The organism is Pontibacter akesuensis (assembly GCF_001611675.1).
GTDB classification, from domain to species: Bacteria; Bacteroidota; Bacteroidia; order Cytophagales; family Hymenobacteraceae; genus Pontibacter; species Pontibacter akesuensis.
Genome location: NZ_CP014766.1, coordinates 16,417 through 33,430, shown reverse-complemented (window position 1 = coordinate 33,430; position 17,014 = coordinate 16,417). Strand labels below are relative to the sequence as shown.

The following is a 17,014-nucleotide window of genomic DNA, read 5'->3' as shown; positions in this document are numbered from 1 at the left end:
TTAGCTTACGCCTGTAGCTGCCCCTGCACCCGCCAACGCATGCGGTAGGCATTCATGGCCGTGGTGCCCAGTTTCTTGAGCAGCCGGTAGTTTACCACGGCTCCCACTGGTGCGCCAATAATCGGAATTAACTGCGCCATTTTTGCCAGGTCGATGTAATCGCGGTATTCCTGCTGAAACGTTCGCCAGTTAAACTCATTGATATCCTCCGGCAGCACCTGTTTCTGCGATTCCCAATCGGCCATCTCCCGGTAAATGTCGTGGCGGTGCTCGTGTGAGCTGAAGGCCAGCTGGAAAATGTGCAGCAGGTAGACCCGCTCCCGGTAGTCGTGCACATCGAAGCCATACAGCGAGGCGACATCAAACAGCAGCTTTAGCTTGAGACTCAGCAGCAGCGGAAAATCTGCCAGCCCAAGTAAAAAACCACCGGCACCCGTAACGCCGCCTTCCGCCGCCGCCGCATGCTGGTAATACTTAATCCGTTCCCGCACCAGCGACTCCCGCAGCTGCAACGGCGCATCCGGAAGTGGTTTTGCCGTGATCTTGCCTGCCCCAAAAAGCACCCCGCGAATCATTTGCTTGATGGCCGTAGTGATGGCCTTGTGTATTTTTTCAGGAATGTAACTGTTGATCTTGTGCTGTGTTTTGCGGGCCAGATTGTTGAAAAAAGACGGCGGGCGCTGCATTTCATGTTGCCACAGCTGCAACTCATTCAGTACCTGTTGTTCGTAGGGTGTTGGCATATTGCTTAGATGATATATCAAGGGAAGTATAAATCGCCTCCACTAATTCATACTTCAGGCAGCCCCGCTTGGTTAGCAGGAAGGCAAGCCACATTATAGTTTAACCGTTTTCGTATCCGGCCCCAGGCCTGTAGCTCCTGATTATCGTTTGCTGGCTACTAATTGGAGCGTCTCCGTTTTCGGGTTCCTCCCCATCAAAACTGATATCAGCTAAAAAACTGCAACAGCGCATATGCTGTAAGTATAATTTGGTTTGAAAGGCGCCAAATGAACTGCATGCACATCTTGCCCGTAAGTATAGCTGAACCAAAGCATGAAAATATGAAAGTAAATACATACAAATCGATAATGTCGGGAATAATGATCCTGTTCTTCCCGCTGATGATGAGTTGCTCTGTGCTAGGCGGCGGCAGTGGCTATTCGAACGATCCGGCCGTGGCTGCGCAGCAACGCGTGGTAGAGGACCTGAAGCGGGAAGTGAAAGAAGCGGAAAGCCTGGCCGAAGAGGCCGAGCAGCGCGAAAAAGCGGCCAAAAACAGGTTAAAAGCAGCCGAGCAGGAACTGAAAGCCCTGAAATCACGGGCTGAGCGGGAGAGTAACTATTAATATAAACCCGCTGTACCAGGTAAGGCATGTTGCTGCACCTGACAAGTATCAAAGGCTCCTGATCTTAGATCGGGAGCCTTTTTTGTAGGAAAGGGGAAAAAACAAATGCTAGCGGCTGTTAAGTAAGCAAGTGGTTTTGCTGTTACTGCTGTTTTTGTGGACCCACCCCTGCCCCTCCCAGGAGGGGAATTCTCAAATATTAAGTTGTATGTGGGATAATTTAATCAACTATAGTATAATCTGTCACTCGTGCTGAAACTCCCCTCCTGGGAGGGGCAGGGGTGGGTTTACTGCAGCCTCACCTTGAAGTATAAAATCCCCCACCACTGTTAATCAGTCCTGCAGGTGCGAAATTTGGCGAGGGATGAGAAGCAGTTCTTTTTGCCTGCCGTCGATGTAGCGCATGCCCGCTGGGGTAAGCACGGCTTGCTCTTCCAGCATCACGCGTATCTCCTTGTTGTTCCATTCTGGCAGCGTCACTTTCGCGTTCAACTCAATGGCGTAGGCGGTGTTGGGCCGCAGTACGTAATCTCCGGTGCCGGGAACGCCGGCTTGCATGTCCCACATACCAATGGCAGGGCCCGCGCCGTGGCCGTGGTAGCCGATGGGATGGCTGTAAATACTCGCTACAATCTGCTCTTTCTGCGCTTGCGCCAGGGTTTCCCGTAGCGCCTCATTCCCGGTTTTCCCCGCTTTCATGTTAGAAGTAAGGATGTCCTGCAGGCGGTTTCCGGTGGCCAGGGCCTGCCGGAGGTAAGCGGGGGCCTCGGTTTCGCCGGGCTTCAGCACGTACGCCAGCTGCTGCACATCGGTGTTCAGGTTGAGGTACGTGATGCCCAGGTCCACGTGCAGCAGGTCGCCGGGTAGGATCACATCTGCACCGGGGCGCCGGGCAAACGAGCGATCAGAGTCGCCTGCGCCCGGATCGGCCCGCTGCACGTCCACGGTGGGGTGAAACCAGGCCTCCAGCTTCAGCGCCGCAATACGCTCACGAAACCACCAGACCACATCCTCGGTTGTCGTCACGCCCGGCTGTATCACCTGCTCCGAAAAGCCCTCGGCAATAATGCGGTGCCCAATGCGGCTGATCTGCTCGTATAGCGCCAGCTCCTGCTCGGTGCGGGTCTGCAGCCAGTCTACGGCCAGCGGCTCGGCTGATACCAGTGCTTTCCGCTGTGCCCGCGGCAGGTAATGCACCAGGCTGTCGTACTCGGCTTTAGGCAGCCCATCGGCGTGGGCATACAGCGGGGAGAAGTTCAGGCCGATTTTCCGGGGCTTGCGCTCCGCGATCAGCTGCACCAGCCGCTTCCACTGGTTTGGCTCCTGCTCCGGATTCCATGTCCCTTTCATCAGATTGCCGATGTCGTAGCGGGCCACGGCTAACTTCTCCATGCCCTTTCCCGGTCCTTTGTCGTGAAAGAGCAGGATGGTGCGGCGGCGGGCGCCCAGCCAGGTAGCGGGCAGCATGGTTTTCAACACCGGGTCCTCGTTGTACTCCCGCGCAATCAGCACCCACATGTCAATGCCATGGCGGCGCATGAGCTGGGGCAGCAGCGAATCCAGGCGCTCCTGCAGCAACGCATCCTCCACCACCGCCCGCTCCCGCAGCGGAAGTATAGCAGGGATTTGCTGTGCATGGGCTGACGGGAAGTTGCTTAAAAACAAGAGCAGGAGGGGAAACAGTTTTTTCATGAGGCGGTGTGCTAAGGGTTAAGCAAAGATAGAAGTTTCTGGTACTTGTGCTAATCAAGGGTGGGAGGGGTGCTAGGTGGTTGAGGGTGCGGTAGTCTTGTGGTGGTTGATTTCGCTTGTGGTTGTTGATTTCGGCAGAGCGTGTGAACCCACTCCTAGCCCCTCCAGGGAGGGGAGTTTCCCTTCTTGTGTGGGAGCTACGTATTAGAAGTTGAGTTTTACGCAAACCTAAAACGTATCCTACTACTAATACTGAATATTCCCCTCCTCGGAGGGGCAGGGGTGGGTTTGCACGTATAGAGGTAAATCAAATTACGCCCTGAAACAAGTATAGCCTCAGACTATAAAACAACCACTACGAGATCTGTAATCTTTTCAGAAGCGTAAGGAGTGAGGTAATCGTGCACGGATGAAAAATAAGATCATTCCTTACAAGCCTTACCTGTGTGAACTGGCAAAGCAGCTTCGGCAGAACAGCACCTTGGCTGAAGTTATACTTTGGAACGAGCTGAAAAATAGACAACTGCTTGGGCTGGATTTTGACCGGCAGAAGCCGCTTGACAACTTCATTGTGGACTTCTACTGCAAAGAGCTGATGCTGGCCGTGGAAGTGGATGGTGATAGCCACGACTATAAGTATGAAGAAGACGTTGAGCGGCAGCAGACATTAGAGAAGTTGGGGGTGACATTTCTGCGGTTTGATGACAGGGAAGTGAAGCAGGACCTAGCGAATGTGCTGCGGGGGATTGAAGGCTGGGTGCTGGAGCATCGCGGAGAAGGAGGTTAGTTCGTGGTATATTGAACCTGCCCCTCCGAGGAGGGGAGTTTCAGCACGAGTGATTTATGACATGATGCGTGGAAGCTCTATAATCCATAAGCAGCACTTACATTTCAATAAGAATTCCCCTCTTTGGAAGGGTTTTTGGGTGGGTTAAACGTGCACTGGCAAACACAGTCCCAGCATGGACCCCATCCCAAGCATTCATAATTTCTAATTCTTAATTCATAATTCCTCTTTATCTTGGGCTAAGAAAACATTCTGCCCATGCTGCTGCACCACACCCTGAAACCAAAACAAGCTTTAAACAAGGCCTACCTGTGCCTCAAAACCAGCCGTGCCGACATGGAGGGCTTTAAAACAACCTTGCGGACGCTGCTCGACAGCATTAACCTGCAGGAGAGCGAGGAGCATGTGAAAAATTGCCTGCGTGATTTTCTGAAGTTGGCGTATTATGATAAGTATACCGTAAATACAAAGGGTAAGACGGAACTGTCACCCATACCGGGCCCACGACCAAGAGCGCGGCAGGGGGGCTGCTGGAGGTGAAACGGCCGACGAACAAGGCGGACATGCCGACGGTGCAGAACCTGAACTACAAAGCCATGCACGAGCTGGTGCTCTACTACCTGCGCGAGCGTCTGGCTCACGAAGCAAAAGCCTTTACTTACCAGACCCCCGCAGGAGCTGCGCACGCTGCGAGGTCTTCAGAAGCCTGCATCTAACTTTGTTCTGGCTAATTAGGGATCAGCTCTAAAGCTTTGCATTCACATCAACTTTATACCTACTTTTACACACCCATGCGTAAAAATTCACTATTCCTGCTTCCACTGGCGCTGTTGCTGTGGGGCTGCCCCGGCCAATCAAACGAAGAGCCGGAGCCCGAGAAAACCTGCCTGCTGCAGGAGCACAGCAGTATAGGTGTTAACGGCGGTGTCTCCAACGCCACCTACTCCAGCCGCTATACCTACAATACCGACGGCCGCCTAAGTGTTGTTGCACGTGATTCTGCCGGTATCGAAAAGGGTAAGACCGTCTTTACTTACGACAGCCGTGGCAACCTGGTGCAGGAGGAAAACAATTATACCAAAGTGGTGAACGAATACGATAAGCAAAACCGACTGGTAAAGCAGACGAAGTTTCTCATGGTTGGTCCTACCGCTAATTCCGAGCTTTATTTAGCTACCTTCAGCTATACTAGCACCGGCGACTTGGCCGAGACGCGTTACTATTCCCCTAGTACAGGCCCAGCCACACCTCGCCAAATTTTGCGGTACAAGTACACCAACGGCAACCCCACCCATATCACGCATCTGGATGGCCAGGAGCGGGTTGAGGTGCAATCTTTGTACACTTTTGATGCACATCCTGCCCCACGGCCAACGCCTGATATCCTTTCCTTAACGCCGCAACAGGCACCAGCCGTCAATAATATGCTTAGCGCCACGCATACCAATAACCGGGGCTATACCACGCGCTATGACATCGATTATACATATCAGGGAAACGGCTACCCAGCCACAGCGATCATTAAGTTTCCGAACAATAATCAGGTGCAGCTGGCTTTCCGCTATACCTGCATTTAGCGTCTTGCATGTCGCTCTTACCTGATCAGCCGATACCGTACATGAAAACTTACTTACCGCTGCTGTGCCTGCTGGTGCTTGCGGCCTGTCAGCAACCCACATCCGAACCAACCCCTAGGCAGGAAGCCGAAGTCCTTTGCTTTCCGCTTACCGTTACCTCGGCCAGTCCAGAGGGCGTGAACGAGGTGTTTTACTACACCAGTTACGGTGAGCTGTACATGCGCGAGTATTTCACCCGCACCGACACGGTGCATTATTTCGAGGAGTTTCTGCTGGGCGAGCGCGAGGCCATCGGCGTGATAAACAACCGCCGCCATTCGCCCGCCGACACGGTGGTATCGTACCACACCATCGACCGAATGGATTTTAACAACCTGCCGGTGCGCCGCAACAAGCGCCCGGTGTACCCGCAGAACACGCTGCTGCTCGATGGCTACGAGGTTTACACATATAACGCGCAGTATGAGCTGCAGGAGCAGCAGTTCTACACCAACTACCGCCTGACTGAAACCTACAAGTACACGCACGGCAACAACAACAGAAGCGGTATGGAAGTGTTTGATGCCACCGGCGCTATAATCCGCTCTTACACCCTGACCTACGACAACCAACGGTTTCCGCATGCCAGTAACCCGAAGTACCAGACCATCCTGATTGGCCTGGGGTACCCGCACGCGCACAACATGCTGCAGGTGGAGGTACGCGATGCGACAGGCCAGTTGCTGCCTGCCGCCTCCTACAGCAACGCCTATACCTACAACTCCTAGGGCTACCCGCTGCAGGTAGTGCAGACCTTCCAAAACGGAGCCACTAACACCTACAGCTATACTTACAACTGCCGCTAAAAACATCCAACAGAATATTTTTTTGAGAAATATTTAAGAAAAGCTGCCGAAAAGGAAAACTTGAAGGTGAAATGTACTATTAGGTGGCGCAAAAGGATAAACCCATGTTGATACATGTTTTCCTTGTGCCGTGATTAGTACAGCTCCTGTGATAAAAGTTTAACTAAATATTAAAAATGTTATTAAATAATTGTTGTTGTCCCATTGATTTTCGTGAGAATTGAGTACATTTAGAACTAAAACAATCCAAAAACCCTTTCCCCTATTACAATAACAAAATCCTAAAAACTTACTTAAAAATTATGAGATTAAGATCTTTTACAATGGCCCTGCTATGCGGTGGTGTAACTTTCCTGACCGTTTCCTGCGAAAACGAAATGGAAGAAATGGATATGAAAGCCGTTTCTAAAACACAGAATGCCATTGGCTTGTCTTCGGCAGGCCAAGACCGGTTTGCAATTAAAACGCCAACCAACTTTGGGCCTATGAGTGAGAACCTTAGGAACATTATTGTGGGTGAGGCAGTAGCGGAAAGCGATTGTGGACCAACTGAATTTGTAACAGTTCAAAGAAAGTATGCAAGGCCACTTGTTGCTGATCCTCTAGCCTTTTCGAATTACAGCTTATATTCACAGCTAAACCAACTCTACTCTTATTTACTGGATAGGGGACCTCAGTACTTCGGTGTGGATGGCGAATACACTGACCTAATGACAAAGCGGCAGCGCGAACTGGAGAAATTCTGGAACATGCCAAACCAAATCCGCGTGAACGGCCAGCACGGCGCTACGCTAAACGATCGCGAAGCCCTTGCTGATATGATGCAGAACTTTATCGTTGGTGTGAATTCACGGGAAATGGCTTACGCATACGCAGACATGTTGATGGCAGAAAATGCAAAGTCTCCGAACCTTCCTGAATCTCCATATTTTTCGCTTGATGGTTTTGCTACTACCTATGATAACCTGATCGTGATAGGGGATGGTCTGGTGCAGATGTTATCAGAGTCTGGTGTTGACGCTGACATAGTATGGACAGGCATCCTGGCGCACGAGTGGGCCCACCAGATCCAGTTCAAAAACATGAAGACATGGTACCCTAAAGGAGCAGCTTCGGATATACCGGAAGCCACTCGCTACACTGAGTTGGAGGCCGACTTCCTGGCTGCGTATTACATGACGCACAAGCGTGGCGCAACCTATAACAGCAAGCGTGTGGAGCAGTTCTTTAACCTGTTCTTCCAGATTGGTGATTGTGGTTTTACCAGCGATGGACACCATGGCACTCCAGTACAGCGTTTGGCAGCTGCTCAGTTAGGTTTTGATCTGGCTGACAGTGCTCAGAAGCAGGGCCATATCATGAGCATCGAAGAAGCTCACGCCTACTTTGTAGCTAACGTGGGTAACATCGTAGCGCCTGCTACTGTTTATGTGCAGTAGTCAGAAAAAATAAAAATTTTAGAAGGCTGGCCCCTAAGGTCAGCCTTTTTTGTGTCTATACTTTTTGCTTATGCCTAATAGAAGCTACTGTCGCTTATGTACTTACTGCCAGTCGAACACCTTCCTGATCAAAATCAAGTCAGCAGCAGGAACAAATACTTCGTTTTAATTTGGAATATTATCTGCCGTGCAGCTTTACTTTAACGGGTGCACCTGTTATACTTGCAGGCTAAGGTAATGGCAAACGTAGCGATTAAGCACTGAAACAGGAGAGAAGATGAACACGGAAGATAAAATGCACGGCTCCATATTTGTTCTGTTGAAGCGCTTTGTAGAAAGCACCTACGACTACAGCACCTGGATGAACCTACTGGAAGCAGTCGGACATACAGGAGCGCCTTATCAGTTGCAGGAGGTGTACCCGACAAGCGAAATGGTGGCCATCCTGGAGCGGGCATCAGCTATGACGGGTATTCCGGTGTATGAGCTAACGGAACGTTTTGGCGAGTTCCTGGTGCCGGACCTGCTGCTGGTTTACAAGAAGTACGTGAACCCCGAGTGGCGCACGTACGAAATGCTGCTTTACGCCGAAGAAAAGATGCACGGGGCTGTAAAGCGGGAAGACGGCCGAACTAACCCGCCTTTGCTGCTGGTTACCAAAGTGGGAAACAAGCAGCTGATCGTGGATTATTACTCAAAGCGCAGAATGTCGGGGGTGGCCGTGGGCATTATTAAAGGTATTGCCGCCTACTACCAGGAAAGTGACCAGGTGGTGGTCAGTCGCCTTACCGCGGCAGACGAAGAAAGGGTACAGATAAAAGTGGACTTTCTGTAATAAACCCATACCGTTTCATTTTCCACAACAAACCCATTCTCCAGCATATTTCTGGTGCAAACAGCAGCTTGCGCCAGAAAAAATACAGTATCCTTTATACTTGGCCGTTTTGCTGGGCAGCCTTTATTTCAGCCAGCAGTTCTTCGTCAGGTAGCTCCTCCAGCCAGTTCTTAGGCAGCTCCACGCGTACCGTTTGCGCACCGCCACTGGGAGTGCACACCACAGGCACTTTGCCGTTTCCGTTTGAGGCCAGTTCAGTGGCGGCTTCGGCTGTTTTTTCGTCTTGCATGGCTCCGGCGTAGGCCTGCACGCACGTCCACTGGGTAGAGTCCTGGTCTGTTACTTCGCGTTGTGTCATCTTCTTCTATCAGGTGTAAGTTCTCCTGCCTTTACTGCTCCAGCCTTCATTAAGATGCAGTCCTAACAAAATACAGCTCCTGGCGCCGCTGCTGTATCTGCCTATGCCGCTGCCGGCACATGAATTTGGTATTGTAAAACGCAGCGGCTATACTTGAAAAAACAGAACCTGACATGAGACCATTTATTTTAGCGGAAACAAACTGGAAAACCATCAGAGAGCAGCACGTGGAGGTAGCCATACTCCCGTGGGGCGCCACCGAGGCGCACAACTTCCACCTGCCTTACGCCACCGATGTGTTGGAGGCAGATGCCATTGCAGCGGCTTCGGCCAGGCTGGCCTGGGAACGCGGCGCGAAGGTGATGGTACTGCCCACTATACCCTTTGGCGTAAACACAGGCCAGGCCGACATCAAACTGGACATCAACTTAAATCCGAGCACCCAGTTAGCCATTCTGCGTGATATTGTGGCAGTGCTGCACCGGCAGGGCATTAAGAAACTCCTGGTGCTCAACAGCCACGGCGGCAACGACTTTAAGCCGATGCTGCGGGAGCTGGGGCTGCAATTTCCAGAGATGTTCCTGCTTACCTGCAACTGGTTTCAGGCTGTGGACCGCAGGCAGTTCTTCGACACCCCCGGCGACCATGCCGATGAAATGGAGACAAGTTTGCTGCTACACCTGCGCCCGGACCTGGTGCTGCCGCTTTCGGAAGCCGGGGAGGGGCGCGAGAAGAAATCCAAGTTGCGGGGCATTCGCGAAGGCTGGGCCTGGTCTGAGCGGCAGTGGTCTATGGTGACTGAGGATACCGGGATTGGAAACCCAATAGCTGCCACCAAAGAGAAGGGAGCCTTTTTTTTGGGCGCCGCTGCCCGGCAGATAGCGGAGTTGCTGGTGGAGTTGGCGGCTGTGGAAGTGCAGGATCGGTATGAGCCGTAGCGTGCTTTATAGGGGAAAGTATGGTTTTGTCTGAAGGCGATCAACTCACCCCTGCCCCCCGAGGAGGGGAATCTTTCAAATGTTCAAGTTTGAGACTTCAGCCTTCTATAATGATGAGTTTGTTAGCCAGGGAGGTGTAGTGACTGATAGGTGTAACTGACGAAGAGGGCAGGCCAGGGGTACCCCCTCACCCTGGCCCTCTCCCCAAGGGGTGAGGGAATTAGCAGCATGGGTAGCGTTAGCCTTTATATCAAATGATGAGAATAATTCCCCTTCTCGGAGGGCAGGGGTGGGTTCTTCGTGTGCGGCAACACAGCGTTTTTGTTTTGCAACGCTTCGTAAACTTCTACATAAACTCATCTCTAATTCCACGCGCTGAGCAATGGCAGAGGGGGCTAAAACAAAAAAGCCTTACACTTAGTGTAAGGCTTTTGAAATTAACTTATATCGTAAAACTAAACCAGCTGTACGTTCACAGCGTTCAGTCCTTTTTTACCTTCTTTCAGGTCGTAAGTTACTTCGTCGTTTTCTCTGATTTCATTTACCAGACCAGATACGTGTACAAAATACTCCTGACCTGTGCTTTCGTCCTTAATGAATCCAAAACCTTTTTCTTCATTAAAGAATTTTACTTTTCCTTTGTTCATGATGATGATGATTGATGATGTTTATGATATCCCTATTACGTTCCTGTGTCAGAAAGCGTTCACTTTACTATGAGGAATATATTTATTTTTTTCTTCTTTATGCGGAAGCTTGTGGTATCCGAATGCTTTTTCTGAACTAGCTGTATAACAGTTGAATAGGATTAAATACATGCAGCGTTATCTGCGGTCTTAGAAGATTCTTACACTGTTAATTATGCGGTCCCTCTAATATCGTAGCAACATAATATAAATTTTACTTTATACTATATTTCCCTGCTTTGGCGCCGGATGCTGCTGGCACGTGTAAAAATACAGTATACCTGGCAGAAGGAGCAGAATGAGCCGACTAAATTTACGCTCAGCTTATGGATAACTAATTGCACAGGAAATCAAGCTTTCAGAAAAGAGAACCTTGGGGTTGGCGCGGAAATAAACGGCCCTACCGCCAATGCTGGACGAAAGCAAATTATAATTAAATTTATTGGCCTTTAGGGGGTTAAATAATATTAAGCTAACAAAGCTGCAGTTAAAATTTTAGAAAAATATTTGCTGAAAGTAGGTTGATCCTGCCTGAAGCGGAAGTTTAATCCAATACGAAGGCCTTAGTGTACCTTCTTCGCCTGTTAGGTAGAAAGGAATAAGCAGGAAATATATGGCTTGCCAACGGTGATTCGTTTATCTTCGTAGTGAGAACCCGATTCTGTATGAAAATTAAACTGCTCTTACCGCTTTTTGGCCTGTTACTGCTTGGTTCCTGTGCCGAAGAGGAGACACCTGCACCGGTTCCGGAGCCCGAGCCAACCGACTTCTGCTACCTTCAGGAGCAAAGCACTATCTCGAAAACCGACACCTCTACAGTAACCTACCGCTACGACGCACAGAACCGGGTTATCGGCACAACGCATCTCGAAAACAATACGATGGTTGCCAGCCGCACCTACGAGTACGACTCGAATGGCAGGCTAATTAGGGAGACCCTTTTTGGTCCTGAGGCGGAGGAAATCAATTATATCCTGTTTAGCTATAGTGCTGATGGCCGCCTGTCGAAGTATGAAGTGCTGCAACCTCTGAGCATTGGCACCATACACAAGGTAGGTGCCTTTAAGGCAACTTATAACCCGAACGGCAGCCTGGCTTCTACCACCAGCTATTATTACCAGGACAATCAACTGAAACAGGAGCAAAGCGCGCGTTTCAGCTACCCAAGGGATTCCACATTGTCGGTAACTGTAACTTTCCGCGACAGCGAACGGAATTATACAGGATCGTACGTGATGGACAAAAGCAGGGCCCCCCTTTCGGCTGTGCCTGCCTTCCATATCCGGCAGCCGCAACTGGGGTATCCCGGAAGAAACAACCTGCTAAGCCTGGCTGCTAAAAGAGGGGAGGAGGACGCAAAGGCGGTGTCTTTTAAAACAGAATATACTTACAATGGGCGCGGCTACCCTACAAAGGCTGTGAAAACGTTTGGAGACGGCACAGTTGCCACCACTACCTACAGCTACGACTGCCTGTGAGAAAAGGCATTGGAATAAAAAGAGAAAGGGCAGCCCGGTTTATAGGCTGCCCTTTCTCTTTTATGCTAAAATGACTACAGTAATTTAAACAGCCTGTCCTTCAGGCCCGCAGAGGCTTCCAGCAGCGGGAGCCTAACGGTGGCACCGCATACGCCAAATCGCTGCAGCACGGCTTTTACACCAACCGGATTGCCTTCCTCGTACATCAGCGGGTTCATGTCCACAAAATCCAGCAGCAGCTCCGACGACTCCCTGAACTTGCCATCCAGCGCCAGCTGCACCATGTTGCTGAACTTTCCTGGAAAGGCATTTGCCAAAACTGAAATGATGCCGTCTGCCCCGAAAGAAATCATCGGCACTGTCAGCAGGTCATCGCCGCTGATGAGCATGAAATCGTTTGGCTTGTGCTTGGCGATGACCATGCACTGCTCCAGGTTGCCGGAGGCTTCCTTTATGCCGATAATGTTCTGGTGGGTAGCCAGCTTCAGGGTGGTTTCAGCCGTCATGTTGCTGCCTGTACGGCCGGGCACGTTATAAAGCAGTACCGGAATGGGGGAGGCCTCCGCCACCTGCACAAAATGCTGGTAAATTCCCTGCTGCGAAGGCTTGTTGTAGTAGGGGCTCACCGACAGCAGCGCCTCAATTCCCTCCAGGTCGGTGAAGGCGATAGTTTCGAGCAGGTGCTGCGTGTTGTTGCCGCCAAGGCCGTAAACCAACGGCACACGTCCTTTCACATGCTTTTTAACAAACTGCAATATGGTTGCCTTTTCCTCTGCGGTGGTTGTTACTGATTCAGCCGTGGTGCCGTTGATCACCAGGTAATTTACGCCACCATCCAATACAAAATCCAGCAACTTGTGCAGCGCCTCGTAATCTACAGCAAGCTCTTTTGTAAAAGGCGTTATTAACGCTACTCCCGTTCCTCTTAATTTCTCTCTAGTCATCGTTTCTGAATTATAAATTACGAATTACGAATTATGAATTGGAAACTGCAAGCACATCCTGTTTGGTTATTTGTTTCCCGTTGTTCGCTTTTCAGGTTTGGCTTTACGGGTATGGTATACTGATACAGTCGCTTAAAACAAATGCTTTACAACAGACAACAATTCATAATTTCTAACTCTTAATTCATAATCACTGAATATTATTCTCCTCTACCCACTTCAGGAACTGCTCTTTGTATACTTCGCCAATGGGAATTTCCTTGTTTCCGATGCGGATACGGCTCTTCTCGATGCTGTCGATTTTCTGCAGCGACACAATAAACGAGCGGTGCACGCGCAGGAACTTGGCATCTGATAGCTTCTCCATCATCTTGTTCATCGAGAGCAGCGTAATGATTTTCTGCTCCTTTGTCTGAATGATAATATAATCTTTCAGGCCCTCAATCCAGAGTATATCCTTGAAATCCACCCGAATTGTTTTATAATCCGCTTTCACAAACATAAAGTCCTGCTCGTGCGCCGGGGCAGCGGGCGCCGGCGCGGCCGTTGCTGCCTGTTTGTTGCTCTTTCCGTTATCCCGCTGCAGGCGCTCCTGTGCCTTGGTTACGGCCTTCAGAAAACGGTCGAAGGGGATGGGCTTTAGCAGGTAATCCACCGCGTCCTGGTTAAAGCCCTCCAGGGCATAGTCGGGGTAGGCGGTGGTGAAGATAACGAGCGGCTGGTGCTTCAGAATGTTCAGGAACTGTATGCCGGTGAGCTCCGGCATCTCGATGTCGAGGAAAATCAGGTCCACCTGCTCTTCCTGCAGCACCTGCATGGCCTCGGTGGCACTGGAGCAGGTTTTCACAAGTTGCAGGTAAGGCAGTTTCCCGATATAGCTCTCAATAATATCGAGGGCCAGGGGTTCATCATCAACGGCAAGGCAGCGAATTGTCATAGTTTTATGCGTTTAGGGGGGTAAAGTATAGTTTCAGTGTTGCGTAAAATGTTCCTTCTTTCTCCTCAAAGGTCAGCTCGTGGCGCTTGTTGTAAAGCAGGTTGAGGCGGCGCTTCAGGTTCTCTAGTCCGATGCCGCCAAACTCCCGCTTCTTGTGCTGGCTGGTGTTGTTGATGGTACTGAAAAGCAGCGAGTCGTTCTGCACCACCAGGTTCAGGATAATCCCGATCTCGTTCTTGCTCACCAGGCCGTGCTTGAAAGCGTTTTCAACGAGCGTCATCAGCAGCATCGGAGCAATCTGCTTTCCCTTCAGGTCTCCCTGGATGTTCAGTTTTATACTTGTCTGCTCGCGCAGGCGCAGCTTCTGCAAATCTATAAAATTACGGATATGGTCTACCTCTTTCTCCAGGCTCACCAGCACATCGTTGCTTTCGTAGAGCATGTAGCGCATCAGCAGCGAGAGCTTCATGATGGCGTCTGGCGTTTCCGGGTGCTGCTTGTAAGCCAGTGAGTAGATATTGTTTAGCGTGTTGAACAAAAAGTGCGGGTTCACCTGCGATTTCAGGAACGCCAATTCCGCTGTCAGCTTCTGCGTTTCTAGCTCCTTGTTGCGCCGCTCATTCCGGATGTAGTTCCCGGTTACTTTCAAGCCTGATGATATGAACACCAGCACCAGCCCGCCCATGATGTAGGGCATCATGCTGTCGTAGGAGTAGAGGGCGGTAACATCCTTTTTAAAGTCGCGGAAAAAATAAAAGTCCAGCGTAGCGCGCAGTACGGCCGTCGTCAGCAGCGTGGCCAGCACCGCCGCCAGGTACAACAGGATGCGGTTGCGCGCCAGGTACTTCGTAATCAGCACGTACCAATTGAAGTAGAAGATCAGGATGTTAAAGAACATGCCGACCAGCACGTCCGTCACCTTGTTGAAGGAGATGGAGCTGTTGGTGTACAGAAAGTAAAATACCCACGTCTCAAACAAAAGCCAGACCACGACATGAATGGCAATGGTATAGCGCTTTTTCATGGGCATCTGAGTTAAAACTAAGCTTGTGCTAGGCAAGAGTATCCGGGTTAGGGTGGTTATAAAGGAGGCCGCGCTGCTTTAGGTGCGCAGGGCGTGGCACAGCCTTTTTTTTCCTTAAAGATAATCAAAGTATAGCATTTTGCACTTCTTGCATGGTATGTATATACCAAAATGGCTATTGTTCCTACCAAACGTTGGTTTTCAGGGGATTAACTGCTGACTTAGGCCGGCAGTAAGCTTGATCTTGTATTTACTGGCGTTGGTATAATCGGTTTTGATGAATCCGGAATAAGTAGCTTCTTTGTTTAATGACGCCTCTGACACCTAAGAAACTATGAAGAAAAACATTATCGAAACTCACGGGCTTAGTTTCAGCTTCGGCAACCGGCAAGTGCTGCACAACCTGCAGCTTCGCGTTCCTAAGGGTGCTATTTTCGGCTTTCTGGGACCAAACGGGGCGGGTAAGTCCACCACCATCCGGATTTTACTGGGCCTGCTGCCGGTGCCAAAAGGGCAGGTGCTGCTGCACGGGCTGGACCTGAAGGAGAACCGCATCCACATTCTGAGCCGTACCGGCGCCCTCATCGAAATGCCTACGCTATACCGCCACCTATCTGGCTACGATAACCTGGAAATGCACCGCCGGATGGTGCAGGCACCCAAGGCGCGCATTGCGGAGGTGCTGCAAACCGTGGGACTCACACAGGACGCAAAGCGCAAGACAAAAGAATACTCGCTGGGCATGAGCCAGCGCCTGGGCATTGCCCTGGCTTTGCTTGCCGACCCCGAACTGTTGATTTTAGATGAACCAACCAATGGATTGGACCCCAGTGGAATACGAGAGATACGGGAGCTTATCATCCGGCTGAACCGCGACTTTGGCAAAACCATATTTCTCTCCAGCCATTTGCTTTCAGAAATAGAGAAATGCGCCACCGAACTGGCTATTATCGACAAGGGCGCCACCCTGTACCAGGGCAGTTTGCAGAACCTCTACCAGAGTGCTTTCCAGACAAATCTGCTGCAACTGGAAACCAACAATAATACATTAGCCCATAAGCTACTGTCGGATCACCAGTACCACGTGCTGCCGCAGGAGGCAGATAGCGTAACAGTGCAGGTGCAGCATAAAACCGAGGTGGCATCACTAAACCGCTTGCTGGTGGAAAACGGGCTGGAGGTGTACCGCCTCAGTAGCAACACCCAGAATCTGGAAGAACTGTTTCTGCACATTACCAACGCCGATGCTGCCGCGCCTGCTACACGTCAATCAGAGCCTGCAAAACTATGAATAGCTTAACCTACTATGGTAACAGCCTAAGCGCTGAAACCCTGAAGCTGAAAAACACTTTCTCGCTGTGGTTGGCCGTGTTGGCTCCCTGCGCCCTCATCAGCATGTATGTGCTTGTGTTTTGGGCAAAAGGAGAGCATATGGTCAAAGACGGAGCTAATGCCTGGCATGCCTTCGCCGCGCAAAGCTTTATGGTATACACCATCATGCTGATGCCCATTTTTATCGCCCTGCTAACGAGCCTCACCAATGGCATTGAGCACAAGTCGAATGGATGGAAACACCTCTATAGCCTGCCGCTGCCCAAGGGCGCTATTTACCTGGCGAAGGCAAGTACCGTGTTAGGGTTGGTGCTGCTAAGCAATGCGGTGTATGTGGTGGCCTACCTGGCTGCTGGTTTTTTCCTTAGCCTGGTGCGCCCTGATCTCGGCTTTGATGTAGTGGAAGGGTTGAATATTGTCTACATCACCTGCCTGAAACTGTACCTGTCCTGCTTTGTGATTGTAGCGCTGCAGTTCTGGCTGAGTATGCGCTGGAGCAGCTTTGCTTTAAGTATGGGCGTCGGAACAGTGGCCATTATTACGGTGATGGTGGCAATGCGCTGGGAACACATCCACTACTATCCATTCGCCTATCCGCTCATGACCGTTATGACGTTTCCGAAGGGCAACGATGTGCAGCAGGTATTTGTAGAGCCGGTATTGCTGAGTCTGGGATCGGGCCTGCTGATTTTTATACTTGGGTATTTTGATGTAGCCCGAAAGCGCATCTCCTGATTTTATAGTTTAGTTTAGTTGTTTGTTGTTTGAAAGGTTGGGCAGCACCGTTAAACGG

At 50.6% G+C, this 17,014-nt stretch carries 19 protein-coding genes; 12 read left to right on the top strand and 7 right to left on the bottom strand.

Going from position 1 to position 17,014, the window contains the following annotated elements; genetic code table 11:
* Positions 1 to 5: 5 nt before the first annotated feature.
* Entirely contained in the window at positions 6 to 743 is a 738-nt protein-coding gene (locus A0W33_RS00165; protein WP_068836282.1) for an EcsC family protein, read from the bottom strand.
* Between the two features lie 321 nt (positions 744 to 1,064).
* Between A0W33_RS00165 and A0W33_RS00160 the strand changes: the two genes are divergently transcribed.
* Positions 1,065 to 1,349, top strand: coding sequence for a hypothetical protein (locus tag A0W33_RS00160; RefSeq protein WP_139237092.1), 285 nt, complete (start codon positions 1,065 to 1,067; stop codon positions 1,347 to 1,349).
* Between the two features lie 333 nt (positions 1,350 to 1,682).
* Here A0W33_RS00160 and A0W33_RS00155 read toward each other — a convergent pair whose 3' ends face one another.
* Positions 1,683 to 3,041 carry a M24 family metallopeptidase gene (locus tag A0W33_RS00155; protein ID WP_068836280.1) on the bottom strand — a complete coding sequence of 453 codons (1,359 nt, stop codon included), beginning with the start codon at positions 3,039 to 3,041 and terminating at the stop codon, positions 1,683 to 1,685.
* A 409-nt stretch (positions 3,042 to 3,450) separates the two neighbouring features.
* Between A0W33_RS00155 and A0W33_RS00150 the strand changes: the two genes are divergently transcribed.
* The 7 genes from A0W33_RS00150 (at position 3,451) to A0W33_RS00125 (ending at position 8,524) form a co-directional block, all read left to right on the top strand.
* Positions 3,451 to 3,828, top strand: a complete 378-nt coding sequence (locus A0W33_RS00150) for an endonuclease domain-containing protein (RefSeq protein WP_068836279.1) — start codon at positions 3,451 to 3,453, stop codon at positions 3,826 to 3,828.
* A 258-nt stretch (positions 3,829 to 4,086) separates the two neighbouring features.
* Positions 4,087 to 4,368 (top strand): DUF7149 domain-containing protein, encoded by a 282-nt coding sequence (locus A0W33_RS00145; protein WP_068836278.1) that lies wholly within the window; start codon positions 4,087 to 4,089, stop codon positions 4,366 to 4,368.
* Positions 4,365 to 4,544, top strand: coding sequence for a DUF7149 domain-containing protein (locus tag A0W33_RS20785; protein WP_139237091.1), 180 nt, complete (start codon positions 4,365 to 4,367; stop codon positions 4,542 to 4,544). The genes A0W33_RS00145 and A0W33_RS20785 overlap by 4 nt, the downstream gene beginning before the upstream one ends.
* A 75-nt stretch (positions 4,545 to 4,619) precedes the next feature.
* Entirely contained in the window at positions 4,620 to 5,405 is a 786-nt protein-coding gene (locus tag A0W33_RS00140) for a hypothetical protein (RefSeq protein WP_068836277.1), read from the top strand.
* 41 nt (positions 5,406 to 5,446) lie between these two features.
* Entirely contained in the window at positions 5,447 to 6,172 is a 726-nt protein-coding gene (locus A0W33_RS00135; protein ID WP_139237090.1) for a hypothetical protein, read from the top strand.
* Positions 6,173 to 6,552: 380 nt separating this feature from the next.
* Positions 6,553 to 7,689 (top strand): neutral zinc metallopeptidase, encoded by a 1,137-nt coding sequence (locus tag A0W33_RS00130; RefSeq protein ID WP_139237089.1) that lies wholly within the window; start codon positions 6,553 to 6,555, stop codon positions 7,687 to 7,689.
* A 277-nt stretch (positions 7,690 to 7,966) separates the two neighbouring features.
* Complete coding sequence (locus tag A0W33_RS00125; protein WP_068836274.1) at positions 7,967 to 8,524, top strand: heme NO-binding domain-containing protein; 558 nt, start codon at positions 7,967 to 7,969, stop codon at positions 8,522 to 8,524.
* A gap of 94 nt (positions 8,525 to 8,618) precedes the next feature.
* On the opposite strand, the gene A0W33_RS00120 is transcribed toward A0W33_RS00125, so the two are convergent.
* Complete coding sequence (locus tag A0W33_RS00120; protein WP_068836273.1) at positions 8,619 to 8,882, bottom strand: hypothetical protein; 264 nt, start codon at positions 8,880 to 8,882, stop codon at positions 8,619 to 8,621.
* A gap of 173 nt (positions 8,883 to 9,055) precedes the next feature.
* On the opposite strand from A0W33_RS00120, the gene A0W33_RS00115 reads away from it, so the two are divergent.
* Positions 9,056 to 9,820: a creatininase family protein gene (locus tag A0W33_RS00115; RefSeq protein WP_068836272.1), complete on the top strand. Its 765-nt coding sequence runs from the start codon at positions 9,056 to 9,058 to the stop codon at positions 9,818 to 9,820.
* Positions 9,821 to 10,275: 455 nt separating this feature from the next.
* On the opposite strand, the gene A0W33_RS00110 is transcribed toward A0W33_RS00115, so the two are convergent.
* Positions 10,276 to 10,467 (bottom strand): cold-shock protein, encoded by a 192-nt coding sequence (locus tag A0W33_RS00110; protein WP_068836271.1) that lies wholly within the window; start codon positions 10,465 to 10,467, stop codon positions 10,276 to 10,278.
* Between the two features lie 704 nt (positions 10,468 to 11,171).
* On the opposite strand from A0W33_RS00110, the gene A0W33_RS00100 reads away from it, so the two are divergent.
* Positions 11,172 to 11,984, top strand: coding sequence for a hypothetical protein (locus tag A0W33_RS00100; protein ID WP_068836269.1), 813 nt, complete (start codon positions 11,172 to 11,174; stop codon positions 11,982 to 11,984).
* A gap of 74 nt (positions 11,985 to 12,058) precedes the next feature.
* Here A0W33_RS00100 and dapA read toward each other — a convergent pair whose 3' ends face one another.
* The 3 genes from dapA to A0W33_RS00085 all read right to left on the bottom strand — a co-directional run bounded on the left by dapA (position 12,059) and on the right by A0W33_RS00085 (position 14,889).
* Positions 12,059 to 12,928 carry a 4-hydroxy-tetrahydrodipicolinate synthase gene (gene dapA, locus A0W33_RS00095; RefSeq protein WP_068836268.1) on the bottom strand — a complete coding sequence of 290 codons (870 nt, stop codon included), beginning with the start codon at positions 12,926 to 12,928 and terminating at the stop codon, positions 12,059 to 12,061.
* A gap of 190 nt (positions 12,929 to 13,118) precedes the next feature.
* On the bottom strand, positions 13,119 to 13,865 hold the full coding sequence (locus A0W33_RS00090; RefSeq protein ID WP_068836267.1) for a LytR/AlgR family response regulator transcription factor: 747 nt from the start codon (positions 13,863 to 13,865) through the stop codon (positions 13,119 to 13,121).
* A 4-nt stretch (positions 13,866 to 13,869) separates the two neighbouring features.
* On the bottom strand, positions 13,870 to 14,889 hold the full coding sequence (locus A0W33_RS00085) for a sensor histidine kinase (RefSeq protein WP_068836266.1): 1,020 nt from the start codon (positions 14,887 to 14,889) through the stop codon (positions 13,870 to 13,872).
* A gap of 334 nt (positions 14,890 to 15,223) precedes the next feature.
* Here A0W33_RS00085 and A0W33_RS00080 point away from each other — a divergent pair, with 334 nt between their 5' ends.
* Together A0W33_RS00080 and A0W33_RS00075 are read left to right on the top strand one after the other, a co-directional pair.
* Positions 15,224 to 16,180, top strand: a complete 957-nt coding sequence (locus A0W33_RS00080; protein ID WP_068836265.1) for an ABC transporter ATP-binding protein — start codon at positions 15,224 to 15,226, stop codon at positions 16,178 to 16,180.
* Positions 16,177 to 16,956 carry an ABC transporter permease gene (locus tag A0W33_RS00075; protein ID WP_068836264.1) on the top strand — a complete coding sequence of 260 codons (780 nt, stop codon included), beginning with the start codon at positions 16,177 to 16,179 and terminating at the stop codon, positions 16,954 to 16,956. The genes A0W33_RS00080 and A0W33_RS00075 overlap by 4 nt, the downstream gene beginning before the upstream one ends.
* Positions 16,957 to 17,014 lie beyond the last annotated feature (58 nt).